The sequence below is a fragment of the Streptomyces sp. NPDC046931 genome (assembly GCF_040644655.1).
Classification (GTDB): Bacteria; Actinomycetota; Actinomycetes; order Streptomycetales; family Streptomycetaceae; genus Streptomyces.
The window spans coordinates 18121-29087 of sequence record NZ_JBEYWX010000044.1 but is presented as its reverse complement, the minus strand read 5'-3'; the positions used below and the strand labels follow the sequence as shown (position 1 = coordinate 29087).

13 protein-coding genes are annotated in these 10967 nt (G+C 72.2%); 7 read left to right on the top strand and 6 right to left on the bottom strand.

Features of this window, described 5'->3' with window-relative positions:
- Positions 1–148: 148 nt before the first annotated feature.
- Complete coding sequence (locus ABZ876_RS38205; protein WP_361790734.1) at positions 149–1495, bottom strand: helix-turn-helix domain-containing protein; 1347 nt, start codon at positions 1493–1495, stop codon at positions 149–151.
- Positions 1496–1719: 224 nt separating this feature from the next.
- Between ABZ876_RS38205 and ABZ876_RS38200 the strand changes: the two genes are divergently transcribed.
- Positions 1720–2454 carry a DUF4232 domain-containing protein gene (locus ABZ876_RS38200; RefSeq protein ID WP_361790731.1) on the top strand — a complete coding sequence of 245 codons (735 nt, stop codon included), beginning with the start codon at positions 1720–1722 and terminating at the stop codon, positions 2452–2454.
- On the opposite strand, the gene ABZ876_RS38195 is transcribed toward ABZ876_RS38200, so the two are convergent.
- Together ABZ876_RS38195 and ABZ876_RS38190 are read right to left on the bottom strand one after the other, a co-directional pair.
- Positions 2444–2866, bottom strand: coding sequence for an ATP-binding protein (locus tag ABZ876_RS38195; RefSeq protein ID WP_361790728.1), 423 nt, complete (start codon positions 2864–2866; stop codon positions 2444–2446). The two genes, ABZ876_RS38200 and ABZ876_RS38195, sit on opposite strands and share 11 nt — an antisense overlap.
- A 33-nt stretch (positions 2867–2899) precedes the next feature.
- The gene (locus ABZ876_RS38190; RefSeq protein WP_361790737.1) at positions 2900–3022 is read right to left on the bottom strand and encodes a hypothetical protein; all 123 of its coding nucleotides are present in this window, start codon (positions 3020–3022) and stop codon (positions 2900–2902) included.
- On the opposite strand from ABZ876_RS38190, the gene ABZ876_RS38185 reads away from it, so the two are divergent.
- The 3 genes from ABZ876_RS38185 to ABZ876_RS38175 are packed head-to-tail and all read left to right on the top strand — an operon-like array spanning position 2979 to position 4854.
- Positions 2979–3806 carry a helix-turn-helix transcriptional regulator gene (locus tag ABZ876_RS38185; protein ID WP_361790725.1) on the top strand — a complete coding sequence of 276 codons (828 nt, stop codon included), beginning with the start codon at positions 2979–2981 and terminating at the stop codon, positions 3804–3806. The two genes, ABZ876_RS38190 and ABZ876_RS38185, sit on opposite strands and share 44 nt — an antisense overlap.
- Positions 3803–4000, top strand: a complete 198-nt coding sequence (locus ABZ876_RS38180; RefSeq protein ID WP_361790722.1) for a DUF397 domain-containing protein — start codon at positions 3803–3805, stop codon at positions 3998–4000. Before ABZ876_RS38185 ends, ABZ876_RS38180 begins: the two co-directional genes overlap by 4 nt.
- A gap of 35 nt (positions 4001–4035) precedes the next feature.
- Complete coding sequence (locus tag ABZ876_RS38175; RefSeq protein ID WP_361790719.1) at positions 4036–4854, top strand: DUF4253 domain-containing protein; 819 nt, start codon at positions 4036–4038, stop codon at positions 4852–4854.
- 10 nt (positions 4855–4864) lie between these two features.
- Here ABZ876_RS38175 and ABZ876_RS38170 read toward each other — a convergent pair whose 3' ends face one another.
- Positions 4865–6070 carry a PLP-dependent aminotransferase family protein gene (locus ABZ876_RS38170; RefSeq protein WP_361790716.1) on the bottom strand — a complete coding sequence of 402 codons (1206 nt, stop codon included), beginning with the start codon at positions 6068–6070 and terminating at the stop codon, positions 4865–4867.
- A gap of 161 nt (positions 6071–6231) precedes the next feature.
- On the opposite strand from ABZ876_RS38170, the gene ABZ876_RS38165 reads away from it, so the two are divergent.
- From ABZ876_RS38165 to ABZ876_RS38155, 3 genes are all read left to right on the top strand, one after another.
- Entirely contained in the window at positions 6232–7164 is a 933-nt protein-coding gene (locus ABZ876_RS38165; protein ID WP_361790713.1) for an aminoglycoside phosphotransferase family protein, read from the top strand.
- A 233-nt stretch (positions 7165–7397) separates the two neighbouring features.
- Entirely contained in the window at positions 7398–7961 is a 564-nt protein-coding gene (locus ABZ876_RS38160) for a DUF4232 domain-containing protein (protein ID WP_361790710.1), read from the top strand.
- A 29-nt stretch (positions 7962–7990) separates the two neighbouring features.
- Positions 7991–9187, top strand: a complete 1197-nt coding sequence (locus ABZ876_RS38155; RefSeq protein ID WP_361790707.1) for an amidase — start codon at positions 7991–7993, stop codon at positions 9185–9187.
- On the opposite strand, the gene hemB is transcribed toward ABZ876_RS38155, so the two are convergent.
- Together hemB and ABZ876_RS38145 are read right to left on the bottom strand one after the other, a co-directional pair.
- Positions 9184–10176 (bottom strand): porphobilinogen synthase, encoded by a 993-nt coding sequence (hemB, locus tag ABZ876_RS38150; RefSeq protein WP_361790704.1) that lies wholly within the window; start codon positions 10174–10176, stop codon positions 9184–9186. The genes ABZ876_RS38155 and hemB overlap by 4 nt on opposite strands.
- Positions 10177–10492: 316 nt before the next feature.
- The gene (locus tag ABZ876_RS38145) at positions 10493–10912 is read right to left on the bottom strand and encodes a hypothetical protein (RefSeq protein ID WP_361790701.1); all 420 of its coding nucleotides are present in this window, start codon (positions 10910–10912) and stop codon (positions 10493–10495) included.
- Between the last annotated feature and the right edge of the window lie 55 nt (positions 10913–10967).

Below are 10967 nucleotides of genomic sequence, written 5' to 3'. Positions count from 1 at the left end.
TCAACACCCACCCCATACGACAACGTCGGTCTTCAAGACCACAACCGAGTCTTGAAGACCGACGTCACGCAGGCCCCGAATTAACCAACAGCGTCGGACCTTCCCGGCGGGGCCGCGTTCGTTTCGGGCCGCCTGCGGCACCGCCCGGTCAGCCGCCCTCGCGGGCGTACCATTTCGCGCTGCCGATCGGGAAGTCATAGCCCGGCCGGCCCGTGTTGCCGCTCGTCCGGAACGGGCTGCCGTGGTCGTCGATCCGGACCGTGCCGTGCCGTGCGCCGCTGGACCACTGCAGTTCCAGGTACCAGCGCACATCGTGCGCGGCGGCGCGGGCCCGGACCTGGAAGACCTCCGGGTCGGACTCGCTCACCTTGAACGGGAAGTCGCGCTGTCCTTGGGCGGGCGCCGCCGACGGGCGGCCCGCGTCCAGGCCGACGTCGAACCCGTTCGTCTCCACACCACCGCCGCAGCCCACGCCCATGGAGTAGTCGGTCCAGGCCAGGGGTGTGTCCGACGAGATCACCCGGACCCTCAGGTCCTCCAGGACCACGGTCGACGCGCCGGTGCCCTGCACCGTGAGCACGACGTACTGACCCCCGGACGACACCGCGCCGAGCGCCGACACCCAGCCCGGCGCGTCCTGTTCGGCGGGCGGCGGCGGTACCCGCTGCGGCGACCGGTCGATCAGGTAGTGCTGGGTGCACGGGCCTTCCCAGGCGTACGGGCGGGTGTTGACCGTCAGCGGTACGGCCGTGGCCGCGTCGCCCGGGGCGGCCGGGGCGGTCGCGGGACGGCCGGGACGGTCGCTCGGGGCCACGGAGCCGGTGCCCGTGTCGCCGCCCCGCTTCCCGTCGGCCTCCGTGCCCGTGCCCTTGCCGGAGCGCGACGGCGAGGGGCGCATCGGGTCCGCCGTGCCGTCCCCGTCCACGGTGTGCTGCGGGTCCGCGGCCGACGACGCTTCCGTGGGGCTCTTGGCACCGTCCGCGCCGAGGCCGAAGGAAGGGTTCCACGCGAGCACCGCGGCGCCCAGCACCACGAGTGCGCCGACCGGGGCGAGCACCGCGGGGCGGATGCGCCGACGGAAGCCGGGACGTGCGGAAGCATCGGGCTGCGCAGGGGCGGCAGGCGCGGCGGGACCTGCGGATGTCCTCGCCCCGCCGGGCTCCGGCTCTGGCTCGGACTCCGGCTCGGGCCCTGCGCCCGCCTCCTGCTCTGCGGCGTCCGCCTCCCGTACGGCGGCCGTCCTGCTCTTCCTCTCCCGCGCCGCGTCGGCCAGCACCCATCGGCGGTGCAGCTCGACCAGTTCCTCGGGCGCCGCCCTGCAGAGCCGGGCCAACCGTTCCACGGGCGCGTAGTCCGTCGGGACGACGTCCCCGTTGCAGTACCGGTGCAGTGTCGACGTACTCATGTGGAGCCGCTTGGCGAGCAGCCCGTAGCTCAGCCCGGACCGATCCTTCAGTTCCCTCAGCAGCTGCCCGAAGGCGTCTGCCGCGTCCACCCCCGACACCATTCCTCCGCTCCCCCATGTCCCCGACGGCGTCCCAGGGACTCCTCGTCCTCCCAGCTCAGAGCCACTAGGGGCATTCCAGCGTCCCTGATGGTCCGCCGATCGTGGCAGCTGGGACACATCGCCCCGCAGGCTCCATGCCATCCAAGCACGCCGCTCCCGCCGACCGGCCGGGCGGCTCGCACCGTTCCGACGTACGAACGAGGTATCCAGCCATGCGCACTCTCCCCACCGCCCGCTCCCGCACCGGGCTGCTCGCCACCACCACCGTCGCGGTCGCGGCGCTGGCCCTCACGGCGTGTCAGAACGGCACGGGCACGAAGGACGAGGGCCGGGCGTCGGCGCCCGCCGTGTCGTCCCCCACCCGGAGCCCCGCCGCACAGGACACCGGGACCGCCGCCAACGGCTCCGGTTCGGGGTCGTCGGCCGCGAAGGGTTCCGGCACGGCGTCCCGCACGGGCACGGGGGCCGGCAAGGGGTCCACGGGCCGCGCCTCCGGCTCCGGTGCGGCGACCACCAGGACCCCCGTCCTCTGCAACGGCGGGAACACCCAGGTCACCGCCCAGGAGGTGTCCCGGCCCCTCAACCACATGCTTATCACCGTCAAGAACACCGGCTCCCGGCCGTGCGACCTGACGTACTACCCCGTCCTGCGGTTCGACGAGATGCAGTGGGCGCCGGGCGCGGTCGAGGAGAGCCGCCCGCAGGCCGTGATCACGCTCGCTCCGGGGGAGTCCGGATATGCGGGTGTGCGCCTCTCGGCCGCCGACGGCAGCGGAGAGAACGGAACCACCGGCCACAAGTTGACCGTCATCTTCCAGGGGCGCACCCCGCGCAGCGACGCGGGCCCCACGGCCAGTGTGCGGCTGCCCGCCAAGGGCGTGTACTACGACAGCAAACTGACCGCGACGTACTGGCAGTCCAGCGCGGCCGACGCCCTCACCTGGTGAGGTCGCCGGGTGGTGTGGGAGCGAACTCGCACCACACCACCTTGCCGAGTTCGCGCTCGCCGACACCCCACTTGTCGGCGAGCGCGGCGACAAGCAGCAGCCCGCGCCCGCCCTCGCCGGCCTCCTCGGCGATGTGCGGGACGCCGGGCCCGCTGTCGTGCACCTCCACACGCAGTACGGCACCGTCGTAGCGCAGGAACACGCGGAAATGACGGCCGGGCGGTACCCCGTGCAGCAGCGCGTTGGTCGCCAGCTCGCTCACACACAGCAGCACGTCGCCGCTGCGCTCGGTTTCCGCGAGACCCCAGCCCGTCAGGGTCTCGTGGGCGAACCTCCGTGCGGCGGGGACGGACCGGCGCTCGCGCCGGAAGAATCTCTCGCGCAGGGGCGGGAGTTGGATCGTCTCGTTCACGGGACGAGAGTTGCGGAGCGTGACTACCGTGGATCACCGAGTGAGCCCGTACAGATTTTTTGTACGGGTTCGTTCGGGGTCGCGTACGTGCAGCACGGGGAGTTGGTCCAGCATGAACTCCAGGAAGTCTCCACGGAAGAAGAATCTCTCGGCCATGAGGATGCTGGGCGTCCAGCTCGGCACGGCACGCCGTGCGGCGGGACTGACCCAACGGGCGCTCGGGGAACGGCTGATGCTCGACGAGGAGACCATCGCGTCGATCGAGCAGGGAAGGCGCCCCCTGAAGCCGGACCTGGCCGAGCTGCTGGACGAACTCCTGCAGACGAAGGGGCTGTTGTCGGCCGGAGTGGAGAACCTGCCGGAGATCGACCAGTTTCCGATGTGGGCGGAGCTGTATGTGGAACACGAGCGGGAAGCCATCGCTCTGTCCCTGTACGCCAACCAGGCCCTGCCCGGCCTTCTGCAGACGGAGGCGTACGCGCGTGCCGTCCTCCGTGAACGCGTCCCGGCGTACGACGAGGACGAGATCGAGACGAGGACCGCAGCCCGCGTGGGCCGTCGGGACGTGCTGCACCGCAAGGTTCCCCCGACGGTGAGCTTCGTCATCTGGGAACCGGTGCTGCACCTTGAGATCGGCGGCTCAGAGGTGCACCACGAGCAGCTGCGCCATCTGCGCGAGTACGCCGAACTACCCGGCTTGTCCGTGCAGTTCCTGCCGATGAACAGTCCATCCCATGCGGGGCTCGACGGCCCCTTCGTCCTGCTGGAAACCCCCGACCATCAGCACCTGGCTTACATCGAGGGGCAGCGCGGCAGCCAATGGGTTTCCGACCCGGGCGAAGTGTCCATCCTTGCGCGCAAGTATGCGATGCTGCGAGCACAGGCCCTCAACCCACAGGAGTCGAAGCGCCTGCTGGACCGTCTGCTAGGAGAGCAATGAGCACCGCACTTCAGTGGTTCAAGTCGACCTACAGCGGCAGCGAAGGCGGCGAATGCCTCGAAGTCGCCTACACGAGAACCGAATGCAACGGCGACACGGCCGTCCACATCCGCGACTCCAAGAACCCCACCGGCCCCACCTTCACCGCCTCGCCGGAGGCCTGGGCCGCGTTCACCGACTACGCCGCCCGCTAGGGGCGTTGTCAGTGGCTGGCCCTACAGTCACTGACATGGCGACACTTCCCAATCCGCTGCCCCGGTTGGCGGCCGATCCGAGCGGGCGCGCGCTCGGGCTTGAACTCCCTCCGGGGAGTCTGATCGACGCGACGGACGAGGGTCCGTGGCACGAGCCGCTGCTGTGGCACGCCGGGCGCGCCGCGTCCTCCGGCAACTGGGCGCGGCTGGGTGCGCCCGGCGCACGGGTCGGGCTCCTTCCGGTGCTCGTCGACGTCGGCGGCAGCCAGGGCGGCCCCGAAGAGTGGGAGCTGATGCCGGGGGAGGTGTCCTACCCCGGGGACCACGACGCCGAGGAGGTGCTGGCCGAGTTCTGGGGAGACGAGGACGCGGACGAGGAACTCGGCGAGATCCGTGCCCCGTTCGGCCCCGAGTGGCCCGGCCTCGCCGCCGCGCCCCGGCTGGAGGCCGACCCCGACGCGCGTGCCGCCCAGGTCGCCGACTCCCTGCTGGACGGCGGCTCATGGCTCAAGGAGCCGCGCCTCGCCCTGGTCCCGGCCCGCCGCTCCGCGGACATCCCCGCGGCCATCGGCTGGAGCGGCCCGCTGAACCACGAGAACGACACGGCCCGCCTCTGCTCCGTGCTGCGCTCGTGGGAGGACCGCTTCGGCGTACGGGTCGTCGCGCTCACCTTCGACCAGCTGGTCCTGTCGGTGGCGGCGCCGCCCACCGGCCTCGCCGAGGCCGAGGCGGTGGCCGCCGAGCACTTCGCCTTCTGCCCGGACAACATCACCCAGGGGCACCACGAGACGCTGCGGGAGTACGCCGAGCACGAGATCCTGGGCCGCCGGATCTGGGCCTTCTGGTGGGACTGACCCAGGAGCCCTACCGCAATCCCTTCCCCAGCCGCCGCAGCCCCTCCGCGATCTCCTCGGGGGTGTGCGTGACGAAGCACAGCCGCATCGTCGACGTCTGGGGCGCGCCCGCGTAGAAGGGCGCGCCGGGGACGTACGCCACGTCCTGCTGCACCACCCTGGGCAGCAGTGCCGTGGTGTCGTACCCCTCGGGGAGCCTGGCCCACAGGAACATGCCGCCCTCGGGGCGGTTCCAGGCCGAGCCCTCGGGGAGTGCCTCCGGGAGGCCGGCGAGCATGGCGTCCCGGCGCTTGCGGTAGGCGGCGGCGACACGCGAGACGTGCGCGTCCAGGTCCCGGCCGGCCAGATAGCGGGCGGCGGCGAGCTGGTTGACGGTCGGGGTGTGCAGGTCGGCGGCCTGTTTGGCGACCGTGCAGGCCCGCCGTAGCGCGGCCGGTGCCCGGAGCCAGCCGAGCCGGAGGCCGGGGGCCATCACCTTGGAGAAGGAGCCGAGAAGCACGGTGCGGTCGCGGGCGTCGTCGTGGGAGGCGATCCACGGCACCCGCCCGCCCTCGAAGCGGAGTTCGCCGTAGGGGTCGTCCTCGACGATCCACAGCCCGCGCCGGGAGGCGACGCGGGCGATCGCGGCGCGGCGGCCGGCGGGGAGGGTACGCCCGGTGGGGTTCTGGAAGGTGGGGACCGTGTAGAGCAGCTTGGGGCGCTCCCGCAGCACCAGTTCCTCCAGCTCATCGGGGTCGATGCCGTCCGCGTCGCCGGGCACGGCGACGATGCGGGCACCCGCGAAGCCGAACACCTGGAGTGCCGCGAGATAGCAGGGATCCTCGACGAGGACCGTGTCGCCGGGCTCCAGCAGGGCGGTCGCGAGCAGCGACAGCGCCTGCTGCGAGCCCGTGGTGACGAGGAGGTCGTCGGGGCTGGTGGGCAGGCCGCGTGCGGTGGTGCGGTCGGCGAGCGCGGCCCGCAGTGCGGGCTCTCCCTCGGTCGTCGCGTACTGGAGCGCCCGTTGTGGCACTTCGGCGAGCACGGCGTGAAACGCGGCGGCGACACCGTCGGCGTCGAAGAGCCCGGGGGCCGGAAGTCCGCCCGCGAAGTTGACGACTTCGGGCCGGGCGGTGACGGCGAGAATGTCCCGCACGGGGGAACCGCCGGTCGCGGCGACCCGGGCGGCGAACGGGGGCGGCGGCAAACTGCTGGTGCGGCGGTCGGCGGAGGTCACAGCGGCGGCTCCTTCTGTGTGCGGGCGACCGTGGGACGTGCGAACGCCGTGGGTACGCCACTCGAAAACACCTCGTTCGCGCACCTTAGGGATATCACTGCCCTTTACATCAATCCCGTTTCGCCCTGCGGACACCCCCGGCGGGCCCTAGGCTGCGGCGCATGCTGCCCACCGTGGACACGTACAAGGAGCTGGAGGCGATCGTCTCCGACGAGACGGTGCTGCGTCCGGCGGCCCTGGACCTGTGCAACCAAATGGGCCTCGTGGGGCTCGCGTTGCGGCGCTTCGACGACGGTTCCCTGCCGGTGTACGCGCTCGGCGGCGACATGGTGCTGAAGCTGTACCCGCGGTTCGGAACGGCCGAAGCGATACGTGAGGCAAGGGTGTTGGCCCATCTGTGGGGTCAACTGCCGCTGCCGACCCCTCGCCTGATCGCCACCGACGAGTATGTGAACGGCTGGCGGTTCGTGCTGATGTCCCGGCTGCCCGGCCGGAGCGTCGCCGAGGCGTGGCCGCAGCTGACGGCGGCGGAACAGGACCGGATCGTGGCGGAGTCGGCCCAGGCGCTGGCCGCGCTGCACGCGATGGCCTGGAAGCCGCTGACGGACATCGTGGGCCCCTCGGACTGGTCCTCGTTCCTGCGCCGCCGGCGCGCGGGCACGCTGGAGCAGCACGGCCGCACCGGGGTGACCGAGCCCTGGCTGAGTCGTATCCCCGACTTCCTGGACGCGGTGCCCCTGCCGGTCTCCACCGAACTGGCACTGCTGCACACCGAGTTCATGCGCGAGCACCTGACCATCGATATGCGGGGCGGCCGCCGTCTGACCGGTCTGTTCGACTTCGAACCGGCGATGATCGGCGACCCGGCCTACGACTTCGCGAGCGTCGGCCTGTTCATCACCCGCGCCGACCCGCGCCAGCTGCGCCGGTTCTACGAGGCCTACGGGCGCGCCCCGCACGACCCGGACCAGCTGCTCGCCTACGCCCTGCTGCACATGTACAGCGACCTGCCCTTCTACCTGCGTGAACTGCCCTTACCGTCCGAACCCCGCCTCGACGCGCTCGCCGAGCTGTGGTTCGGCACGAAGGGCTGACGGGCCACCGGCCGCGCCTGGGCCGCGCTCCCGCGTCCCGCGAAGGCTTCCCGAGGGACGGCGTTTCCCCAGTTCGGCCACCATCCCAAGATCCCGGCGTCCCGGAAACGGCGGGGAATGTGGCGCCTTGGGCGGGCCACCGCTCAAGCTGTGGTCAGCGAGGCGTCCGCTCCCGGCGACCGGTCGAGCGGCGGCGCGCCACCCCCAGCTCGTCCACGTCGAAGGGCCGTCCCATGTCCGCTCGTACCGTCCCCGCCCGTCTGCTCGCCCTCACCACGGTCGCGCTCGCCGCGCTCGCGCTCACGGCCTGCCGGAACGGGGAGGGCGTACGGGACGAGGGCCCCTCGACCGCGTCCTCCGTGGCCCCCCGGAACACGGAAGGCTCCGGCGCGGCGGGCCCCTGTTCCGGGAGCCGCGCGAGGACGACGGCGACCGAGGTCTCCCGGCCCGTTGACCACCTGCTCCTGCGGCTGACCAACACGGGCACCGCGAACTGCACCCTCACCGCCTACCCGGTGGCCCGCTTCGGCGAGGACGGCTCCCCCGCCCGGCCGGTCCCGGAGACGAAGCCGCGCTCCGCCCTCACTCTCTCCCCCGGCGAGTCGGCCTACGCGGGCGTGCGCCTGTCGTCGGCGGACCCAGCCGCCGCACATTCCCGCACGGTACGGACCCTCACCCTCGCCCTGCCGACCGGCCCCGCCGCCCACCCGGCGCTCCCGGCGAAGGGCGTCCGCGTCGACGACACCGTGACGGTGACGTACTGGCTCTCCAGCGGCGAGGCGGCCCTGATGTACTGAACCGTGCGGCCGGTTCCGCAGGAGGAGAGGTGACGACGCTGACCACCCAGGTGCTCCGGGAGTACGCCCGGCTGTCCGCCCGGCAGATCGCCGCCCGGGTCCTGTCCGGTGAGGTGTCGGCACGCGAGACGGCACACACGGCCCTCGCGCACATCGCCGTGCACGACGGCTCGGTACGGGCCTTCACCGAGCTGTGGCCCGAACAGGCAGCGGCCCACGCCGCCGAGGTCGACCGCCGAGTCCGGGCGGGCGAGCGGCTCCCGCTGGCCGGGGTCCCCCTCGCCGTCAAGGCCACCGAGGGACTCGACGCCCATCAGACGACCCGTCTGCTGGCCGCCGGCTGCGTCCCCGTCGGCGCCACCGCCACGCCGGGCCGGGGTACCGCCTGGCAGACCTGGGGCGCCACCGACCGCGGCCCCACGCTCAACCCGCACCATCCACACTGGAGTCCCGGTGGCTCCTCGGCCGGCTCGGCCGCCGCCGTGGCCCGCGGGATGGTGCCCCTGGCCACCGGAAGCGACGGAGCCGGATCGGTCCGCATCCCGGCGGCCTGGTGCGGGGTCATCGGACTGAAACCCACGGGCGGCCTCGTCCCCGCCCGCGACCGCGCCGGGCTGAACGTGTCCGGCCCCCTGGCCCGTACCGCCGGGGACGCCGCCGCCTACCTCGACGCCCTCGCGGGCACCGCGACCCTGCCCGGCCTCGCGCCTCCCCGACGGCCGCTGCGGACGGCCTGGTCGGCCACGCTGGGCTTCGCCGACACCACCCCACGGATCGCGGGCACCGCGCGCGCCTTCCTCGACGACCTGGCCGGCAGGGGCGCCGTCGCCCCCCGTGACGTCCCGCTGAACCTGCCGGACCCCGCGCCCTGCTGGGCCGCCTTGCGCGGCGGCGGAAACGGCGGGACGGCAGAGACCGCGACGGGCACCCGAACCGACCTGCGGCAGGCACTCGACGGCCTCTTCGCCGCGTACGACCTGCTCGCCACGCCGACGACGCCCAACCCCCCGCACGGTCACCAGGGACCCGGGACCGCCATGAGCGTCGCGCTGACATGGGCCTTCAACATCACGGGGCACCCCGCCATCAGTCTTCCCGGGGGGCGTACCGAGGCGGGCGAACCCGTCGGCCTCCAGCTGGTCGCCCGGCCGGGCCGGGAATGCGACCTCCTGGCCGTCGCCCTGTGCGCCGAAGCACCTCCGCAACGGCGCACCCGTACCGCCTAGCGCAGCTTCCGGGCGACCTCGGTGGCCCAGTACGTCAGGATCGTGCGGGCACCGGCCCGCTTGATGCCGGTCAGCGTCTCCAGGATCGCCCGGTCGCGGTCGACCCAGCCCTTCTCGGCGGCGGCCTCGATCATCGAGTACTCGCCGGAGATCTGGTACGCGGCCACGGGCACGTCGACCGCGTCCGCGACCTTCGCCAGGATGTCGAGGTAGGGCCCGGCCGGCTTGACCATCACCATGTCGGCGCCCTCCTCAAGGTCCAGGGCCAACTCCCGCAGGGACTCCCGCCAGTTCGCGGGGTCCTGCTGGTAGGTCTTCCGGTCGCCCTGCAACGACGACCCGACGGCCTCCCGGAAGGGACCGTAGAAGGCGGAGGAGTACTTGGCGGTGTAGGCGAGGATCGCGACGTCCTCCCGGCCGATCTGGTCGAGAGCGTCCCGGACGACCCCGATCTGACCGTCCATCATTCCGCTGGGTCCCACCACATGGGCGCCCGCGTCGGCCTGGACCTGGGCCATCTCGGCGTACCGCTCCAGGGTGGCGTCGTTGTCGACCCGGCCCTTCGCGTCGAGCACACCGCAGTGCCCGTGGTCGGTGAACTCGTCCAGGCACAGATCGGACATGACGAGCAGGTCGTCCCCGACCTCGGCCCGCACATCCCGGAGGGCCACCTGGAGAATCCCATCCGGATCGGTCCCGGCGGTGCCCAGCGCGTCCTTCTTCGACTCCTCCGGCACGCCGAAGAGCATGATCCCGGAGATCCCGGCCTCCACCGCCTCCGCGGCCGCCTTCTTCAGGCTGTCCCGGGTGTGCTGCACGACACCGGGCATGGCCGAGATCGGCACGGGCTCGCCGGCGCCCTCCCGCACGAACGCGGGAAGGATGAGGTCGGCCGGATGCAGCCGGGTCTCGGCGACCATACGCCGCATGACAGGGGACGTCCGCAGCCGACGGGGACGCGTACCGGGGAAGGAACCGTACTTCGTCATGACTTCTACGCTACGCCCGGCCGGGCGGCGCCTTTGCCGACGCGCTGTCGGAGCAGCCGGCCCTTCCTCAGGCCCCGGCGGGAGGGCTGCTCCGGGAAGCTCGCCCCGGTCATCGACCGGACCTACTCGCTCGGCGAGGTCCCCGAGGCGATCCGGTACGTGGCGATAAGAGCACGCCAGGGCCAAGGTCGTCATCACCGTCTGATCCGATGCTCCGCCGCGAGTGCGGCCCGGGGCCCGAGACCCCGGGCCGCACTCCGGCCTGCGATCGGGGTCGTACGACGGCGGCGGGCCGATTCCAGGCCCGGGCCCCGCGTCAGACCACCGGAAGGTCGCCCTTGGCGGTCTTCACCGTGCCGAGGTAGGTCGCCGTGCGCCCCTTGACCCAGTACACCTTGATGCGGACCTTGTGGTGCTTGGGAATCCGGGGTGAGATTCCGCAGTCCTTGACGGAACTGGTCTGGCAGGTGTTCCGCTTCTTGCCCGTGGTCGCGTCATAGGTCACCGCGCGGATCGCGTGCCCGTCCGCAGCAGAGTCGATCACGTCGGTGTACTGCGTGCCGCCGGAGGAGTTCCGGGGCTCGAACACCACGGTCGCGACGTGCTTGCCGTTCTTGTCGAACGTACCGACGTAGTTGCCGTCGGCGGATGCGCTTCCCGCGCCCAGAGCCAGTGCGAGTCCCGTGGCGGTGACGGCTGTGGCCGCGCGGGCCATGATGTGCCGATGCTGTTTCATGAGTCTCCCGTTGATGTGCAGCGCCGCTGACACGGCTGGGGGACTGTAACGCACT

Bases quoted from the DNA above. Each gene is read 5' to 3' on its own strand.
- ABZ876_RS38145 (WP_361790701.1), bottom strand. From the start codon at position 10,912: ATGAAACAGCATCGGCACATCATGGCCCGCGCGGCCACAGCCGTCACC.
- ABZ876_RS38180 (WP_361790722.1), top strand. From the start codon at position 3,803: ATGAGCACCGCACTTCAGTGGTTCAAGTCGACCTACAGCGGCAGCGAA.
- ABZ876_RS38200 (WP_361790731.1), top strand. From the start codon at position 1,720: ATGCGCACTCTCCCCACCGCCCGCTCCCGCACCGGGCTGCTCGCCACC.
- ABZ876_RS38160 (WP_361790710.1), top strand. From the start codon at position 7,398: ATGTCCGCTCGTACCGTCCCCGCCCGTCTGCTCGCCCTCACCACGGTC.
- ABZ876_RS38165 (WP_361790713.1), top strand. From the start codon at position 6,232: ATGCTGCCCACCGTGGACACGTACAAGGAGCTGGAGGCGATCGTCTCC.
- ABZ876_RS38185 (WP_361790725.1), top strand. From the start codon at position 2,979: ATGAACTCCAGGAAGTCTCCACGGAAGAAGAATCTCTCGGCCATGAGG.
- ABZ876_RS38190 (WP_361790737.1), bottom strand. From the start codon at position 3,022: ATGGCCGAGAGATTCTTCTTCCGTGGAGACTTCCTGGAGTTCATGCTG.
- ABZ876_RS38175 (WP_361790719.1), top strand. From the start codon at position 4,036: ATGGCGACACTTCCCAATCCGCTGCCCCGGTTGGCGGCCGATCCGAGC.
- hemB (WP_361790704.1), bottom strand. From the start codon at position 10,176: ATGACGAAGTACGGTTCCTTCCCCGGTACGCGTCCCCGTCGGCTGCGG.